This is a genomic window from Arthrobacter sp. PTI12 (genome assembly GCF_056679915.1).
The window spans coordinates 35053-52293 of the sequence record NZ_CM155256.1 but is presented as its reverse complement, the minus strand read 5'-3'; the positions used below and the strand labels follow the sequence as shown (position 1 = coordinate 52293).

Below are 17241 nucleotides of genomic sequence, written 5' to 3'. Positions count from 1 at the left end.
GAGGGTGAGTTCATGGGGGACTGTCCTGGAGGCCGAGCGCCTCGTTGTCGGCTACGCCGGTGCGCCGGTCTGCGGTGAGATGTCGGTGGCAGTCGGCGCCGGGGAGATACTCGGCGTCGTCGGATTCAATGGGGCGGGGAAGTCGACGGCGGCACGCACGCTTGCCGGCCGGCAGCTCCCGATTTCGGGGGAAGTGAAAGTCCACGGATTGCTGGCAAATCCCGACGCCGTTGCCTTCCGCCGGGAGGTGTCCGCCGTCTTCGACGAGGACCTGTTCTTCCCGTCCCTTACCGTCCGCGAACACCTGCTGCTGGTTGCACGCGGGCATTCCCTCCCCGATCCTGAGGAGCAGGTGGAGGAGGAGTTGAGCTTCTTCGGCCTGCAGGAGCGGGCGGACGTCGTGCCTGAATCGCTCTCATCGGGCCAGCGCCGCCGCACCCTGCTCGCTGCCGGTTTGATGCGGCCGGCCTCGCTGCTCATCCTCGACGAGCCGGAACAGCGGCTGGACCCGGTGATGCGCGAAGCGCTTGGCCGGCGCATCCGGTCATTGGCGGACGGCGGGGCAACGGTAGTGCTCGTCACGCATGATCCGCAGCTCCTGCTGGACACGGCAACCTCCTGCCTGGTCATCGATGACGAGGTGACCCTCGCAACGTCGGAGGTGGCAGCGGCCATCATCGCGGGCGCCTGATGAGCACGGTGACGGAGACCGGCACGGCCGGTCGGGCCGGGGAAATCGTCAGGTTCACTCGGCGGTCCGCTCGCCGCTACAACCGGTCCCGGACCTCCCTGCCTGACCTGTTCGTCGACGTTTATGTCAGCGTTCTTGCTCTCGGGTGTGCGGTTGCCCTTGCGGTGTCCTTCGTGCTCGCGCTGCGTGGTGAATTCGCTCAACGCTCAACCACGGACCATGGACTCATCGCCGACCCGGTACTCGTCCTCCCCAGCCAGGCGCTGGAGGTTCTGCTGACCTTCGCGGCGCTTGCCGGCGTCGTCCTTCTTGGCCGGAGGCTGGGACCGCTCGCGGTGGGCGGTCCGGAGAGCACGTGGTGGCTTTCGCTGCCCGTAGACCGGCGGCCGATGGTGTGGGGTCCGTTCCTGCGGCGTGCCATGCTCGCCGGTGCTGGCGCAGCTCTGGCCTACGCCCCGGTCAGCGTCCTGGGTGCTCTGGATCGGACTGCTCTGAGCCATGCCTATGCTGCCGCAACGTTCGGAGCTCTCGTGGTGGCCGTGGTAGGCATTGCCGCATTACTCCAGGGGAGGCCCCAATCCGTTGGGTTGAAGGTGGCGGCGGGAGGCCTTGTGGTTGCCGGTGCGCTGGCCACGGTGCTGCTGCCGTCAGCGTGGTCGTTCGGTGCAGGACTGGTGATTGCCAGCGCACTGTTGGTGCTCGTTTCATCGCGCGCGGGGTTTGTCCCCGGCGGCGAGCTCACCCGTGCCGGAGCCGTGTCTGGGCACATAGGATCATCGCTGTATTTCATGGATTCGAATGAGTTGTTCCGTGCCGTCCGAGCTGAGTCACGTACCGCGTACCGCCGCGGTGCCCGGTTTTTTGCCCGGCCCACGCGGGCGCCGCTCGCAGCACTGCTGCGCGCCGACGTCGTTGCCTTCCTGCGCCTGCACCCTACGCCGACGACGGCGGTGCTCTGGCTGGTTGCGTGTGTCGCGGTGATGCTTGTGGACGGCGGAATGCCGGTCTTTGTGCAGCTGGGCGCTGTCGTTCTCGCTGGATGCGCAGCCGCGTCGGGTTTTGGGACGGTAGCGCGGAGAGCGGCACTGGTGCCGGAGCTCGATGGGCTGGTGCCGGTGAACCCGGCACTGGTTCGGGCCAGCCGGGCTGTCATGCCAGCCGCCACCATGGTGCTGTGGATGGCACTGCTCGGCGGGGTGCTGGTGGTCCTCGGAGCGGCTGGACCGATGTTGATCGTGGTGTCGGCACTCGCCGGAATCGGGATGGGTGCGGGTACCGTTCGTGGTGCCAGCCGCCCTGCGACGGACTGGTCAGCGCCACCGGTCGAGACGCCGTTCGGCCCCGTCCCTCGCGCGCAACTGGCAGCCTTGCTGCGCGGTGTGGACGTGACGGTTCTGAGCCTGATGCCGGTGGTCCTCACGCTGTACCTCGGCGTGGTTGCGCTGCCGGTGCTTGTTGTTCAGGCGGTGATCAGCGGCGTGGTGTTCCTGGTGGTTGCCATGACCAACCCGCACGGCTAGCCCTAGTAGGCTCTTTCGGTCTCTGGGAGACGAGTGGCAGGATTGTGGGATGACTCACCAGTGGCTGAGCGTCAGGTTCATCTCGCGAATGTTGGAAGACATGCGGCACAAGGTGCCTGGATTCTCGGGAGCCGTGCTGGTTGACGCAAAATATAGTGCTTACGATGATCAGCCACTCGATGAACCAGATGAGTGGGGTGATCTCGCCTCATTCCGTGAGGCCGCCGCTCGATCTTGAGCAGTGAAGGGTCAAACTTCGATCGCCTCAACGACGAGTCATCCAAGGGCGACTGCGACGTAGGAATTCATCGACTGCCCTCAGGGCATTCCACCCGTTCCGACCTGCCCCTGGACGCCGGCTCCCGGAAATTGGTGCGGGTTCTGCGGGCGGTCGTCGTTGAACGGCTTGTCACTCGATTCTTCCCCGTAGGTGCGGGCGCGGCTGAGGTCTCGTTTGCGTGCTTTCATACCGAGGAAGAACATTGCGATTCCCTCCAGCAGCAGAAAGGCGCCGACAGCTGCAAGGAACCAGTCCAGTCCGCCCGCTGTGCCCTCAAGGATGGTGCTAAGCGGGGCCAGGAATAGGAAAAAGCCGGCAAGCAGCGATGTGCCGCCGGTGAGTAGAAGTTTGGTGTAGGTCATGACGTTCCCCCTTGAATGGTCGTATTCCATTCAAACAGCCGCAACGGCACAGCGGAACCCGACCGGGCGCTTGAGCGTGGTTCGCCGCCGTTGCCGACGGCGAACCACGCTCCTAATAGCTGAATCGGCGGGGGCTTTCAGATCCGGCGATTGTGTAACCGTTCCAGCCGGTTCCAATTCGATCGGGAGTACTCCATTTACCATCCCATAACCCGTAGTAGTAAAGAATTCCGTCGTGCGTTCGAGCTAAAAGGCCAGGGTGGGTAATTTGGGTGGGGCAGTTACAGATGAGTCCGTCCCCCTGATAGCCGGAATACGCCGCGACCTCATTCATTACGCTCCAGCCCGTACCAACTACCGGGTGGGGCTCATTGATGAAGTTTCCGTTGCCATCGGTTCTGTACCGGAGCAATTTCCCTGTTGCAGATTGTTGGGCCAGGATGTCCGCTTTGCCGTCGAAGTCATAGTCAAGGAGTTGATGTGGCAGAGAACGGCTCCATCCCCGACCTTCAATCACTCGTGGAGACAATGCGCCTCCGGAAAGATTGGGGTAGTTGTACAGGATTTCTGTGTCCAGATTCACCGCAATTATCGACGGATACTCATCGGATACTTTCCACTGGCCAACCGAGATGTCGTACGATCCCCAACCTGTTCCAATGGTTGTCCGGGTGAAGCCACCCGCCGGGGCGCCGTAGTAGACGTAGAGGTTGCCGTTTTTGCCAACTGCGACAATGTCCTGGATCCCGTCCTGATTCCAGTCGGCTGTTTTCAGGTCCCTCATGACTGTCCACCCGGAGCCGACCTGTCGGCGGCTTAGTGGATCATCCGGAATCCGGGCGTCGCTGCTGTAAGCCCACAACGTTCCGTTGGCGTCGAAAGTGACAATGTCCGCCTCGGTAATGGACGGGGTAACTGTATGTGGCGTCGGCTCAGCCTGCGCTGGAAGAGCGGTAAAAGTGGTGGAGAGGATAAGGGTGGAAAGCAATCCCACCCGAATTTTGGACAGCAATGTCATCGAGAGTTCCCCTGGGATTAGAAGTGAATAGCTCCATTATTAGGGGCTATAACCGATACGCCGTGCCTTACTCCAGTACCGATCCAGTAACGGCGATAAAGATTCAGTAACTTCAGAAAATAAAACCTCTAAACCGGATCAGCCGCCGCTGCGAATTGCGACATGTAGAGCCGGTAGTACGCTCCCTGTGCTTCAAGTAGGTCCGAATGGCTGCCCTGCTCCACGATCCGGCCGTCCTCCATCACGAGGATGATGTCAGCGTCGCGGATGGTGGACAGGCGGTGGGCGATGACGAAGCTCGTACGGTCTGTCCGCAGCGCAGCCATGGCATGCTGTACCAGTAGCTCCGTCCGGGTATCAACCGAGCTGGTGGCTTCATCAAGGATCAGCAGCGAAGGACTTGCGAGGAATGCCCGCGCGATGGTGATCAGCTGTTTTTCACCCGCACTGACGTTGTTGCCTTCCTCGTCAATGACGGTGTCATAGCCGTCCGGCAGCGCGCGCACGAAGCGGTCCACGAAGGTGGCTTTTGCCGCGTGCATCACCTGTTCGTGGGTGGCATCCAAATGGCCGTAGCGGATGTTCTCGTAGATCGACCCGCCAAAGAGCCAGGCATCCTGCAGCACCATGCCCACCCGGGAGCGCAGCTCCGCGCGGCTGATCCGGGTGATGTCCACGCCGTCCAGGGTGATGCGCCCGGAATTGAGTTCGTAGAAGCGCATCACGAGATTCACCAGAGTGGTCTTGCCGGCGCCGGTCGGACCCACGATCGCCACTGTCTCACCCGGTTTGGCCGCAAAGGAGAGGTCTTCGATCAGCGGACGATCCGGCGTGTAGCTGAAGCTCACATGCTCGAATTCAACGTGGCCCGTTGTCCGGGCCGGCAACGAGGCTATGGCCGTATCAGGGTCCTGCTCCTCGGCGTCGAGCAGCTCGAACACCCGTTCAGCCGAAGCAACTCCTGATTGCAGCATGTTCGCCATGCCCGCCATCTGGCTCAGCGGCTGGTTGAACTCCCGCGAGTACTGGATGAACGCCGTCGCCTCGCCGAGGGTCATCGAACCGGAGGCGACGCGCAGTCCACCTACCACTGCGATTCCCACGTAGGACAGGTAGGAGATGAACTGCATGACGGGCATGATCATCCCGGAAACAAATTGCGCACCGAAGGACGCCTTGTAAAGATCCTCGTTCTTCTGGTCGAACTGCTCGAGCGATTCCTTCTCCCGGCCGAAAACCCGAACCAGGTCATGACCGCTGAAGGACTCCTCAATGTGCCCGTTCAACTGGCCTGTGTTCTTCCATTGCTCCGCGAAAAGCTTCTGGCTGCGGACGCCGATCAGCCCCGCTCCCAGCGCCGATAACGGCAGCGCAACCAGCGCTATGAGCGCGAGCTGCCACGAGACCACAAACATCATCACAGTGATGCCGATCAGGCTCAGCGCCGACATGATGAGCTGAGCGAAAGCCTGCTGCAGCGCCTGCTGGACGTTGTCGACGTCGTTGGTTACGCGGGAAAGCAGGTCCCCGCGCTGCCGGGTGTCGAAGTAGTTCAGCGGGAGCCGGTTCAGCTTGGCCTCCACATCCCGGCGCAGGTTGTAGACCACCCGCATGACGACCTTGTTCAGCAGGTATCCCTGCAGCCACATGAAGACCGAAGACACCAGGTACATGCCGAGCACAAGCAGAATGAGCCGGCCGAGCAGGGTGAAGTCGATGCCCGCGCCGGGGGTCAGCTCCATACCGGAGAGCATGTCAGCGAACTGATCCTGGCCTTCTGCCCGCAGCCCTTCAATAACCTGTTGCTGATTGGCGCCGTCGGGAAGGTTGCTGCTGATAACGCCGCTGAAGATGACATCCATGGCGCTGCCGAGCACCCGCGGTGCAATGACATTGAGTACGACGGCGATGACCACCATCGCGAGCACCACCACAATGGCGGTTCTTTCCGGTGCCAGCAGGCTGAAGAGCCGCTTGGCGGACGGCCAGAAATGCTTGGCCTTCTTTGCCGGGGTGCCGCCGAACATGTCACCGTCAGCTTCGGAAGGCCGGAACTCCTCGTCGAGCACCTGTGCTTCTGCGTCCGCCGCGGCGCCGGGTGTGGGGGCAACAACCGGGTCGATGGTCCGGTCTTCATCGGGACGGAAATCTTTGTCCGTGCTCATGCCACCTCCTCGGCCGTCGTCTGCGATTCAACGATCTCCTGGTAGGTAGGCGAGGTCTCCAGCAGCTCCTCATGCGTACCGCGGGCGACGATCTCGCCGTTCTCCATCACCAGGATCTGGTCGGCGTCCGTGATGGTGGTGACGCGTTGGGCCACGATTATTACCGTGGCGTCCCTGGTTTTCGATTTCAGCGCGGCCCTCAGGCGGGAGTCGGTGGTGACGTCCAGGGCCGAGAATGAGTCGTCGAAAAGATACACCTTCGGTTCGGCTACCAGTGCCCGCGCGATGCAGAGCCGCTGACGCTGCCCGCCCGAGACGTTGGTGCCACCCTGCGAGACCGGAGCCTCCAGCGCGTGGTCCTTCGCGCGGACGAAATCCGCTGCCTGGGCGACCGTGAGCGCGTCCCAGAGGTCGTCGTCGTGCGCGTTGGGGTTCCCAAACCGCAGGTTGTGCGCAATGGTGCCCGAAAAGAGATAAGGACGTTGCGGCACCAGCGCCACCCGGTCCGTGATGTCCGGGCGGGCCATGTCGGTGACCGGCACGCCGTCCAGCAGAACCTGGCCGCTGCCGACGTCGAAAAGGCGGGGGAGCATGGAAATCAGCGTGCTCTTTCCGGCGCCGGTGCTCCCCACAATGGCAGTGGTCTGCCCAGGCCGGGCAGTGAAGCTGATGTTCTTGAGGACGGGCTCCTCAGCACCCGGGTACGCGAAGGTGACGCCGCGGAATTCGACCACGCCGGCCTTGGAAGCGGGTTGCAGCGGGCGGTCCGTTTCGTGGATGGAAGGTTCGATGTCCAGGACTTCGCCGATGCGTTCGGCACAGACGGACGCCCGGGGGATCATCATGGCCATGAACGTGCCCATCATGACTGCCACGAGGATCTGGAGCAGGTACTGCAGGAACGCTGTGAGCGCGCCCACTTCCATTTCTCCGGCGGCGACCCTGATGCCGCCGAACCACAGCACCGCCGCAGTGGCGAGGTGGAGGATCATTCCGATGGCCGGGAACATGAGGACAAAAAGGGAGCCGACGGCGAGCGAGACGTCCGTGAGTTCCCGGTTTGCCCGGCCGAACCGCTGCGCCTCGTACGGCTCACGGACAAACGCGCGGACCACACGGATGCCGGTGATCTGCTCACGCAGCACACCGTTGATGTTGTCGATCTTGACCTGCATGGTGCGGAACAGCGGCATCAGACGCCAGACCAGGAAACCGACGACGACGAACAGCGCCGGCACGGACACCCACACCAGCCACGAGAGCGCCGGTTCTTCACGCAGCGCCATGAAGATGCCGCCGATGCACATGATCGGCGCCGCAACCATGAAGTTCAGGCCCATCAGGACGAGCATCTGCACCTGCTGCACGTCATTGGTTCCGCGCGTGATGAGGCTGGGGGCCCCGAAGTGGCTGACTTCCTGCGCCGAGTATCCGGACACTCGGTGAAACACGCTCTTGCGGAGGTCGCGGCCCAGGGCCATGGCTGCTTTGGAGCCGAAAAAGACTGCCGCGATTGCTGCGGCCACCTGGATGAGGCTGACCCAGAGCATCACCATGCCGATGTTCCAGATGTACTCGGTGTCGCCCTCGGCAACCCCCTCATCGATAATCTGCGCGTTCAGGCTGGGCAGGAAGAGGGCGGCGATGGTCGAGGCCAACTGCAGCACAACGACAGCCGTAACCAGTGGTGCGTAGGGCCGCAGGTATGAGCGGACCAGGGTGATCAGCATGAAGCCGGTTCCTCGAATAGTGGGCTGATGTGGCGGGAGGCCCGTTGTGTTGAGGTGGGATCAGCGCGTCGAACCAAAAGAACCGCACTTCAGATTAGTCCTGAGCCTGCGTCCGGGCATCAACCGAAAGGAGGATCCTGTGCCGGTCAGCGGGTTGGCGTGTGCTCGCTCAGCGCGGTTGGCCTCCCTTCAGCGACACCGGATCCACGAGTGTTCCGGCTTCCTCGCGCATCCACCACAGCCCAGTCGTGCGCTTTTCCTCCCGCGTGGTGAATCGGTAGCGGAAGATGCGCGCTCTCACGTAGCGGGGCGGCTCGCCGCCGAACGGATCGTGTCTCAGAAGCTTGAGGATTTTCGGGTCCGCTTGCAGGAGCTTCACCAGCAGCGGTGTGAACCAGCCGCCGTCGGATCCGAGAGCCAGGAACCACATGAGCCAGTCGAGGCGCAGGTGGTACGGCGCGTACTGGCGCGGCATGCGGCCGGGATCGCCCGGTTTGCCCCGAAACCCATACTCCTCCCAGTGGGAGGAGGCAGCGCCGTCGTGCTCTACATTGTCCTTCGTTCCTTCGATGATCACCTCGTAACGCACCTTGGTGACGCTGCCGAACGCACCGTACGCGTTCACGAGGTGGAAGCGGTTGAAACTGGCGTTCATCAGCTGCCGCTTCGCGAAGAGGTTCCGCAGCGGCTGCCAACTCAGGTAGGCGATGAAGATGGCCATGAGAACGACGACCGCGGCGAACCAGATCGGCGTCGTTTCGTACGTCGGTGCGATGGTGAAGCCCACAGCTTCGTAGAAGGAGTCCGGCACCGCGCCGAAGGTGAGGACGATGGTGATCCAGTTGAGCCAGGCGAAGTTGCCGGAGATCACCAGCCAGCCCTGAGTCACGATGATGATGACGGCCGCGACCCCCGCGACCGGCTGCGGCGCGAAGAGGAAGAACGGCACTACCAGTTGGGTGAAATGGTTGCCGGCGACTTCCATCCGGTGCAGCGGCTTCGGGAGCAGGTGGAAGAAGCGGCTCGCCGGATTCGGCATGGGTTGGGTTTCGTGGTGGTAGTAGAGGGCGGTGAGGTCTCGCCAGGACCGGTCGCCGCGCATCTTGATCATGCCCGCACCGAACTCGAGCCGAAACACGAGCCAGCGAATCGCCAGCAGGACCAGCAGCGGCGGAGCTACCTCGTTGGAACCGAGAAAGGCAACGAGGAATCCGGCCTCGAGGAGCAAGCTCTCCCAACCGAAGCCGTAGAACACCTGACCGATGTTGACGATCGACAGGTACAAACCCCAGAGGACCAGAAACGCGAGCAGGGGGAGCCACGGCGGGCCGGTTTGGGGAATTCCGATCACGATCAGCGCCGCAATTCCAGCGCCGACCCAGCAGACCGTAAGCAACATCCGGTCCGAGTAACGCCATCGGAACAGCGTGGGGCCGGCGCGTTTCCCCGCCCGCTCAATGAAGCGGGGAGCAGGCAGCAGCCCGTTTTCCCCGAGCAAAGCTGGGAACTGGTTGATGGCGGAGATGAACGCGAGGAGGTAGATGGCGGCCACCCCGCGCTGGAGGATCTGCCGCCCCACTTCGTACCCCTCGGCGTCGAGCACGCCGCTCAACCACTCCATGGGTCAACGAAACTCCTGCCGGGCGGGAGCGTCAAGGGCCGCAGATTCCTGGACCACTACCTGCGCGGTTTTCTCAGCGGCACGCTCAGCGATAGCGCTTGCGCCATGCGATAGCATTCAACCGCTATCCGATGGCCGAATTGCTATCGGGAACCAGCTCGACCGTCGATGAAACGGCCGTGGCCGATTTTTTGGGGGACTTCATGAAGGCATCACTGGTAACTTCCTGCACGCTCGCAGCAGCGCTGCTGTTGACCGGCTGCAGCGGCGGCTCCGATGACGAGCCGAAGGCCGGCCGAGCGAGCGCGAGCGCCCCGGCTTCGGTTCAGGCCCCTGACAGTGCGACGCCGGCACCCACCAGCGCAGCGATGACGAGTGCGCCTGCCTCCTCGGTGACAGCTGCGGCACCCGTAGATGTCGAGGCTCCAAATAAGGCAGAACTTGAGGCGAGAGTGACTGCTTTGACTGATGCGCTTGGCGATCCGTTCCAGCTCGTCTCTGCAGAGCAGGCCGCTGCGGGACTTGAAATCGTGCAGTCCGCGATGGAGGGCGCAGACATTCAGCCGGCCGAGTGCAAGGACCACGCGACCGGCAATGCTGCGGCATCCGCGGACCTGGCAGCTGGAGCGGTCAGCGGTGTCGGAGCTGCTGACTCATCGGGCGGCTACCTGGCGGTCGTCGTGATGGACGGCTCAACGGAGGACGCAGTTCAGCAGGGGTTCAACGTCAGCCGCGAGGCGCTCGAGAAGTGTGCTGAAGTGACCGCGACCATCCAGGGCAACACCATTACCTCCATCACGGAGGAGGTGCCGCTGGACCTGATCGGCGAAGAATCCTTCGCGCTTCGGGTGACCCAGGAGCTGGGCGGGCAGCCGGTCTTCCACAACCTCTCAGTTACAGCGCGCGGTAACGGAGTGATCGCAAACGTACAGGCGATGAGCCAAGGCGAGCTCGACGGCGTCACCCAGGACCTGCTCGGGACTGCCCCGGCTTTAGTTGACTCGGGGTCTTAGGCCGCGGTGAGCGCGGACCGGTTGATTGTTTCATATTCGACTGGCGTGAGTTTCCCCAGACGCCGCTGCCGGCGTCGGCGGTGGTAAGACCGCTCGATCCATGTCGTGATGGCGAGGCGCAGATCCTGCCGTGTGAGCCAGCGTTGACGGTCAAGGACGTTCTTCTGCAGCAGCGAGAAAAACGATTCCATGGCGGCGTTATCCGCGCACGCGCCGACCCGGCCCATCGAACCGGTCAGCCCGTGATGACGCAGTGATTCCACGAAACGGCGCGACCGGAACTGGGAACCGCGATCGGAATGCACCACTGTCCCTGCAGGGCGGCGTGCCCGTACGGCGTTCTCCAACGCCGCGACTGCCAGCGATGATTTCATGCGGGCGTCCATCGAGTAGCCAACGATCCTGCCGGAGTAGACGTCTTTCACCGCGCAGAGGTAGAGCTTGCCCTCGGTGGTGGGGTGCTCGGTGATGTCCGTGAGCCACAGTTCGTTCGGTGCTGTAGCGGCGAAGTCCCGTTCCACCAGGTCATCATGAACCGGTGGCCCGGGCTTGCGGTTCAGGCCTCGTTTCTTGGAGAACACCGACCAGATGCCATGGTCCCGGCACAGGCGCTGGACCCTGTTCTCGCCGGCTGTGACGCCCTTTTCTGGGAGTTCGTCGGCGATGAACCGGTACCCGAACGCCGGGTCGTCGGCGTGAATGTCCAGGGCGGCATTGATCAGGTGGGCGTCCGACCAGTCCCGGTCGGTCACCGGGTTGGCTCTCCACCGGTAATAGCCTTGCTTGCTGAACTTCAACACCCTGCAGGTCACCGCCACGGGAATCCCTTCGGCGGCAAGATCCGTGACCAGCGGGTACGTCATTTTGGGTTGATGTCCCTCGCCAGGTAGGCGGCGGCACGACGCAGGATCTCGTTCTCCTGCTCCAATAAACGGTTGCGTTTCTTCAGATCCCGCATCTCCGCGGACTCCGCAACCGCCGGACCAGCGCCTGCATCCTTCCGATCAGCTATCGCCATCCAGCGCTTCAACGTCGTGACCGACAGCCCGAAATCCTTCGCTATTTGAGTTAGCGGGGCCTCGCCCTTCCGGGCCACATCAATAACATCCTGGCGGAACTCCGCCCCATAAGCCGTGGGCATGGTCAACATCCTTCCACGAGCACAAGCTCGCTAGGTCAAGGAGTCAACAAAACCGGGGGCAGTCCCCTCGCTGACCTTTCGGCTAAGTTGCTTGAGCCGGCGGGTTCCTAGGTGCGGTCACGTTGCGATAGTGATGTGGGCACCGGATAGGGGTTGCGGCAGCCAGTAGGTGTTAACCGCTATCCGGTGGCCAAGGTGCTAACGGGAGTGAGCGTTCGTAGCCTCAGCTGCCCGCGGAGCGATGGTGATCGAGGTGACTTCCTTCAGTTGAGGGGCGGCATGGTTTCCACCGCTGACGACGCCGGTGTCCCACCGCAGCTTCAACCCCTCCTCCGTCACTTCCAGGCTTGCGAGGTTGTTGTCGAACCAGGGTTTCTTCAACGTTGACCAGTGGAACGGCGGCTGCGGAACAAATCGCGCCAGCACGCCGCCGAGCGGACCTGCCACCCGTGTGGACATAAGCGCTGCGACCCAGCGCAGTGCCGGCCGCAGCGGATTCCGGATCGGAGAGCAGACCGCCTGCAGGACGCGGGACTGCATGGGTTGGTCCACCTCCTCGATGTAGGAAAAGTGAACGTCACCGGACAGGAACGTCACTGTTTCGGGAGCCGCGCCGCGCTGGCCTGTGGCTACCTCCGTGGCCATGGTTGCGACGGCGCGAAAGCTCTCGGGAAACGCTGCCCAATGCTCCAGATCGATCGCCTGGCGGACCCACTCACCGACGGCCGCGAGACGTTCACCCCAGCGGCCGTCAGCGAGCACGGCGTTCCAGTCCTCGATGTGATGAAGCCCCCGCGGAAGCAGGAACGGAAGCGACGTGGCGACGAGCAGATGCCGCCGGTCGCCCTGCATCCGCTCGTCGAGCCACCGCAATTCCTTCCGGTCCAGCATGGAGCGCTGGCCGGGTTGCAGGACGCGGGCAGCCCGTGAATCCAGGACAATGAGCCGGGTATCGCCGAAGTCCCTGCAGAAGCTCCAGCGGTAGCGTTCCGGATTCCGGTCCGCCTCTTCCACGACAGCCTCGACGATGGAGCTGAGTTCAAGCTCGCCGGGTCCTTGGTGAGACTTGATAGCTTGCCAGATTTCATCGGCCGCGCGTTCTGACGGAGAAAGGTTCCCGAGGTGCTGGTATACCCAGTAGGACGCCAGGCCGGAGACAATGCGGTCCCGCCACCAGGGGATCGTTGCAACCTTCCTCTTCCACAGCAGGGACGAGTTCCAGTCATCCCGGATGTCGTGATCATCGAAGATCATGGCGCTGGGAAGAGTGGACAGCAGCCAGCGGATTGCAGGGCCGGACCATGCGAGCCGGTAGATCTGCGTGTATTCCTCGTAGTTGCGCAGCTCGGCATCCAGCTTGGTGTCGATGCCTCTGTCATCCCGGATCAACTGAAGCATCTCGTCGCTTGGAATGTCCGCGTACACCTGGTCGCCGAGGAACGCGATGAGGTCCGGGCGCACTGCCTCATCCCGGGCGGCGAGGTTCAACGCGAAGGCCAGCAGGGAGTCGACGCCGTGCGTCTTGTGCGCTGCGAGGTCGTTCACTTCGCTGGTTCGGCAGGAGCCGTATGCGAGCCGGAAGGGTCGCTCCGGGTCAAGAGTTCGAATGATCGGCGTAGGGAAGGGCGACCCTTCCTCCGGCCAGACCTGCTGGCCGTCAATGGCCACTGTGTACGGCGAGCTGGATCCCGGCTCAAGCCCCTCCACCTCAACCAGCGCATAGTGGTGCCCGTGCACAGAAAAAGTACCCGCTTCCCACTCACGGCCGGCAGTGCTGACCCGAACCCGTGCAGTGTCACGCGTTTCCACCCACACACTTGCCGTCGTTTCGTCGACATACCGAAGCATGGGGCCGAGTACCAGCGAGCTGTCCATACCTCAGTTCTACCCGTGCACTGCGTGCCGGCGCCATCGCTGCGCTGCCGCCCTCAGCCGACGTAGTCCTCCCAAAGGCTTTCGACGTCGTCGTTTTCGGTGGCCGCGCCCCGCAGCAAAAGCTTCCCCGTCGATTCGAGGTGGCGGCGCATTGCGAGGGCTGCGGCGTCCGCGTCGCCGCTTTCGACCGCGGTGAGGATTGGCAGGTGCTCGGCGTAAACGTCCTCGAGGGAGCGGGAGGTGCGGATGGTGGACATGCCGATCAGCCGCGTCGCGTCCCGCAGGTTCTCGATAATGCGGATGGTGTGGCTGTTGCTCGCTAGGTTGAGCAGGAGCGCGTGGAGGTGCTGGTCGTGCAGGAGGAAAGCCCCTTCGTCGCCATTCCGGACTGCCTGCTGCATGGCTTCGCGTTCCCTTTCGAGGGCGGCGCGGTCTCTTGCTCCGGCGCGCCGGGCGGCCTGGGCAGCCGCAGGGACCTCAAGGGCCACGCGCACCGCCATGATCTCCGCCAGTTCGCGGGCCCCCGGGAGGACAACCCGGAAGCCGCGGTTCTTTTCGATCGCCACCATTCCGGTCTCGGCCAGCCGGAGCAGCGCCTCACGGACGGGGCTGCGGGACACCCTCAACTTATCCGCCAACTGGTACACCGAGTACAGCTCGCCGGGCACAAACGTGCCGTTCCGGATGCCGTCCCGCACCGCTTCGATGGTGCGTTCAGTGAGCGACGGTGGTCGCGGCGTCTGTGCAGGAGGCATGAGCCAAGCGTAGCCGCGGAAAGAGAGCGGGATGAGTAGTAACATGTTACCCATGGCGACGACGCTCACAGCTCCCCGGTCCCTTGTCTCCGAACTGCACTCCCGTGGCGTTGGGGACGCGCGCGCCGACGCAACCTCGCGTGCCGTCTACTCAAGCGATGCCTCGCTCTACCGGATCCAACCTGCCGCCGTCGTCTTTCCGCGCCACCTCGACGAGGTGCTCACCACGCTCGAGGTCTGCCGGGAACGTGGCATCCCATTCACATCGCGCGGCGCCGGGACCTCCTTGGCGGGCAACGCAATCGGCCGCGGAGTGGTGATCGATTTCAGCCGCCACCTCAACCGCGTCCTGGAGTTCGACGCCGAAAGCCGGACCGCCGTCGTCGAACCCGGCGCTGTCCATGCCACGCTGCAAAAGGTGGCCCTTGCCAGCGGGCTGCGCTTCGGACCAGATCCGTCAACGCACACGCGGTGCACAGTGGGCGGAATGATCGGCAACAACGCGTGCGGATCGCGCGCCCTCGCCTACGGCCGGACGGCCGACAACGTGACGCACCTCGACGTGATGACCGGCTCCGGTGCGCGGCTGAGACTGGGACCGGGGGAGACGCCGTCGTCTGCTGAAACGGACGCGCTGCGCTCGCTGGTGAGCGGTAATCTCGGGACAATCCGCACTGAACTGGGCAGGTTTGGCCGGCAGGTGTCCGGGTACTCACTCGAGCACCTGCTGCCGGAGCGTGGGTTCGACCTGCGGCGGATGCTGGTGGGTAGCGAGGGGACGCTCGCCGTCGTGCTGGAAGCCGGCGTTCGGCTGGTGACGGATGCACCGCATAAAACCATGGTGGTACTCGGATTCGAGAACATCGGCGAGGCCGGTGACGCCGTGACCTCGGTCCTGCCGTTCAAACCCACGGCGTGCGAGGGGCTGGATTCCCGCATCGTCGAGGTTGTGCGCTCGCGGAAGGGACCGCAGGCCGTGCCTGAACTGCCCGGCGGAGCGGCGTGGCTGTTCGTCGAGATTTCTGGTGATGACGCAGCCGAGGTTGCAGACCGGGCTGCTGCGGTGAGCCTGGTTGCCACTGCCCGCCACTCCCGCATCATCACCAGTCCTGCACAGGCGGCCGCGCTGTGGCGGATCCGGGAGGACGGCGGCGGGCTGGCCGGACGTTCGCCCGCGGGAGCGCCCGCGCATGCCGGGTGGGAGGACGCGGCCGTTCCGCCGGAGCGCCTCGGCGATTACCTGCGCGAGTTCGACGAACTCCTGCTCACCCATCACCTCACAGGATTCCCGTTCGGCCACTTCGGCGACGGCTGCGTCCACGTGAGGCTGGACTTCCCCTTCCAGCACGACGACGGCGCCGCAGTCTTCCGCGCTTTCCTCACCGATGCGGCGCGTTTGGTCGCATCGTACGGCGGATCTCTGTCCGGCGAACACGGCGATGGGCGGGCGCGCAGCGAGCTCCTCCCCTTCATGTACACGCCCGCGGCCCTGTCCTTGTTCGGCAAGGTGAAGGGCATTCTCGACCCGGACAACATCCTCAACCCGGGAGTGCTCGTTGATCCTGAGCCGCTGGACGTGAACGTCCGCGTAGCTGAGGCCGGCCCGCTGCGTACCGGACTGGCGTTCGGTTACGAACATGACGACGGCGACTTCAGCCAGGCGGTCCACCGCTGCACCGGCGTGGGCCAGTGCCGCGCCGCGCACAGGGATAACCAGACGGTGATGTGTCCGTCCTACATCGCGACGCTGGAGGAGAAGGACTCTACTCGGGGCCGCGCCCGGGCGTTGCAGGAGATGATCAACGGCAGCGTTGTTGGCGGTGCGGCTGTCGGTCACAACCACGGCAAGCCGAACTGGCGGGCGCCGGAGGTTCATGAGGCACTCGATCTGTGCCTGTCGTGCAAGGGGTGCGCCTCGGATTGTCCTACGGGCATCGACATGGCGTCCTATAAGGCGGAAGTGCTGCACCAGAGTTACAAGGGTCGGATCCGACCGGCGTCGCACTATTCGCTCGGCTGGTTGCCGCGGTGGGCAATGCTGGCCTCGGTTGCACCGCGCGTTGTGAATGCGCTGGTGAGCCTGCCGGGTCTGGGGAAGCTTGGGTTGCGGCTTGCGGGAGTGGACCAGCGCCGAAGGATCCCCGCCTTCGCGCCGCAGACGTTCCACAAGTGGTTCGGGTCGCGGCGGGTTTCGGTGGCCCTTTCGGCCTCCGGACCCGACGGCCGCCCGCAGGTCCTCCTCTGGGCCGACTCCTTCACGAACAACTTTTCCCCCGAAGTGGGCAAGGCGGCGGTCCGGGTGCTCGAGGACGCGGGATATGAGGTCCTGATCCCTGAAAAGCCGGTGTGTTGCGGACTGACCTGGATCTCGACCGGTCAACTCGACAGCGCCCGGAAGATCCTGCGCTCGTCGGTGGAGACGTTGAAGGAGTATGCGGAGCGAGGGATACCGATCGTGGGCCTTGAACCTTCGTGTACCGGGGTGCTGCGGTCGGACTCGATCGAGCTGTTGGGCCGGGCCGTTGCGGGGCAAGTCGCGAGTGCCACGCACACGCTCGCGGAACTGCTGGCCAAGACGCCGGACTATGAGGCTCCATCGCTGGAGGGAACCACCGTCGTCGCGCAGCCGCACTGCCACCACCACGCCGTCATGGGCTGGAGCCCCGATGCCGCACTACTGGAAGGTGCGGGCGCCTCCCTTCAGAAACTTGGCGGTTGCTGCGGCCTCGCCGGGAACTTCGGCGTGGAACGCGGCCACTACGAGGTGTCCGTTGCGGTAGCTGAGCAGCAGTTACTGCCGGCGGTTCGCGCGGCGGCGGCTGACGCCGTCGTCCTCGCTGACGGGTACTCCTGCCGCACTCAACTGGAGGACCTCAGCGAGCGGAAGGGTATCCACCTGGCGCAGCTGTTGGCGGAAAAACTGCCGGCGAAGTAGCCAGCGAAGTAGGAGTCCACTGTAACGGTTCGGTAACTTAATCAGCTTGTTTACCTGTGACGTGCGTCTCTTCGGTAGAACTGGGAGGGCCTTAGTTGCCGTACGCAACTCGGTCATCGCCGTCGGCCCAGAAGC

At 63.8% G+C, this 17241-nt stretch carries 12 protein-coding genes; 4 read left to right on the top strand and 8 right to left on the bottom strand.

Translation table 11 applies throughout. The features are described 5' to 3' along the window. The first annotated feature begins 4 nt into the window (after nucleotides 1-4). Together AC1MBU_RS00255 and AC1MBU_RS00250 are read left to right on the top strand one after the other, a co-directional pair. Entirely contained in the window at nucleotides 5-691 is a 687-nt protein-coding gene (locus AC1MBU_RS00255; protein ID WP_479788031.1) for an ABC transporter ATP-binding protein, read from the top strand. Beyond that, nucleotides 691-2211, top strand: coding sequence for a DUF6297 family protein (locus tag AC1MBU_RS00250; RefSeq protein ID WP_479788030.1), 1521 nt, complete (start codon nucleotides 691-693; stop codon nucleotides 2209-2211). The genes AC1MBU_RS00255 and AC1MBU_RS00250 overlap by 1 nt, the downstream gene beginning before the upstream one ends. Nucleotides 2212-2529: 318 nt before the next feature. Here AC1MBU_RS00250 and AC1MBU_RS00245 read toward each other — a convergent pair whose 3' ends face one another. From AC1MBU_RS00245 to AC1MBU_RS00225, 5 genes are all read right to left on the bottom strand, one after another. Beyond that, nucleotides 2530-2853 (bottom strand): hypothetical protein, encoded by a 324-nt coding sequence (locus tag AC1MBU_RS00245; protein WP_277358662.1) that lies wholly within the window; start codon nucleotides 2851-2853, stop codon nucleotides 2530-2532. Nucleotides 2854-2965: 112 nt separating this feature from the next. After that, nucleotides 2966-3871 (bottom strand): FG-GAP repeat domain-containing protein, encoded by a 906-nt coding sequence (locus AC1MBU_RS00240; RefSeq protein ID WP_479788028.1) that lies wholly within the window; start codon nucleotides 3869-3871, stop codon nucleotides 2966-2968. Between the two features lie 128 nt (nucleotides 3872-3999). Further along, nucleotides 4000-6036 (bottom strand): ABC transporter ATP-binding protein, encoded by a 2037-nt coding sequence (locus AC1MBU_RS00235; protein ID WP_479788027.1) that lies wholly within the window; start codon nucleotides 6034-6036, stop codon nucleotides 4000-4002. Next, nucleotides 6033-7766 (bottom strand): ABC transporter ATP-binding protein, encoded by a 1734-nt coding sequence (locus tag AC1MBU_RS00230; RefSeq protein WP_346027511.1) that lies wholly within the window; start codon nucleotides 7764-7766, stop codon nucleotides 6033-6035. The genes AC1MBU_RS00235 and AC1MBU_RS00230 overlap by 4 nt, the downstream gene beginning before the upstream one ends. A 169-nt stretch (nucleotides 7767-7935) precedes the next feature. After that, nucleotides 7936-9387, bottom strand: coding sequence for a lipase maturation factor family protein (locus AC1MBU_RS00225; RefSeq protein ID WP_277358660.1), 1452 nt, complete (start codon nucleotides 9385-9387; stop codon nucleotides 7936-7938). A gap of 179 nt (nucleotides 9388-9566) precedes the next feature. On the opposite strand from AC1MBU_RS00225, the gene AC1MBU_RS00220 reads away from it, so the two are divergent. After that, nucleotides 9567-10400 carry a hypothetical protein gene (locus AC1MBU_RS00220; RefSeq protein WP_479788026.1) on the top strand — a complete coding sequence of 278 codons (834 nt, stop codon included), beginning with the start codon at nucleotides 9567-9569 and terminating at the stop codon, nucleotides 10398-10400. Here the strand turns inward: AC1MBU_RS00220 and AC1MBU_RS00215 are convergent. From AC1MBU_RS00215 to AC1MBU_RS00205, 3 genes are all read right to left on the bottom strand, one after another. Then, nucleotides 10397-11541 (bottom strand): IS3 family transposase gene (locus tag AC1MBU_RS00215; protein ID WP_479788025.1). Its coding sequence is split into 2 segments (ribosomal slippage): nucleotides 10397-11265 and nucleotides 11265-11541, totalling 1146 coding nucleotides; the frame shifts between segments, so codons are not numbered across the junction. The genes AC1MBU_RS00220 and AC1MBU_RS00215 overlap by 4 nt on opposite strands. A gap of 198 nt (nucleotides 11542-11739) precedes the next feature. Next, on the bottom strand, nucleotides 11740-13416 hold the full coding sequence (locus AC1MBU_RS00210) for an alkaline phosphatase D family protein (RefSeq protein ID WP_479788024.1): 1677 nt from the start codon (nucleotides 13414-13416) through the stop codon (nucleotides 11740-11742). A 53-nt stretch (nucleotides 13417-13469) separates the two neighbouring features. Continuing rightward, a complete protein-coding gene (locus AC1MBU_RS00205) occupies nucleotides 13470-14171 on the bottom strand; it encodes a GntR family transcriptional regulator (RefSeq protein WP_479788023.1) in 702 nt (233 codons plus the stop codon). A 52-nt stretch (nucleotides 14172-14223) separates the two neighbouring features. On the opposite strand from AC1MBU_RS00205, the gene AC1MBU_RS00200 reads away from it, so the two are divergent. Next, nucleotides 14224-17106, top strand: a complete 2883-nt coding sequence (locus AC1MBU_RS00200; protein WP_479788021.1) for an FAD-binding and (Fe-S)-binding domain-containing protein — start codon at nucleotides 14224-14226, stop codon at nucleotides 17104-17106. Nucleotides 17107-17241 lie beyond the last annotated feature (135 nt).

Bases quoted from the DNA above. Each gene is read 5' to 3' on its own strand.
- AC1MBU_RS00250 (WP_479788030.1), top strand. From the start codon at position 691: ATGAGCACGGTGACGGAGACCGGCACGGCCGGTCGGGCCGGGGAAATC.
- AC1MBU_RS00245 (WP_277358662.1), bottom strand. From the start codon at position 2,853: ATGACCTACACCAAACTTCTACTCACCGGCGGCACATCGCTGCTTGCC.
- AC1MBU_RS00240 (WP_479788028.1), bottom strand. From the start codon at position 3,871: ATGACATTGCTGTCCAAAATTCGGGTGGGATTGCTTTCCACCCTTATC.
- AC1MBU_RS00235 (WP_479788027.1), bottom strand. From the start codon at position 6,036: ATGAGCACGGACAAAGATTTCCGTCCCGATGAAGACCGGACCATCGAC.
- AC1MBU_RS00230 (WP_346027511.1), bottom strand. From the start codon at position 7,766: ATGCTGATCACCCTGGTCCGCTCATACCTGCGGCCCTACGCACCACTG.
- AC1MBU_RS00225 (WP_277358660.1), bottom strand. From the start codon at position 9,387: ATGGAGTGGTTGAGCGGCGTGCTCGACGCCGAGGGGTACGAAGTGGGG.
- AC1MBU_RS00210 (WP_479788024.1), bottom strand. From the start codon at position 13,416: ATGGACAGCTCGCTGGTACTCGGCCCCATGCTTCGGTATGTCGACGAA.
- AC1MBU_RS00205 (WP_479788023.1), bottom strand. From the start codon at position 14,171: ATGCCTCCTGCACAGACGCCGCGACCACCGTCGCTCACTGAACGCACC.
- AC1MBU_RS00200 (WP_479788021.1), top strand. From the start codon at position 14,224: ATGGCGACGACGCTCACAGCTCCCCGGTCCCTTGTCTCCGAACTGCAC.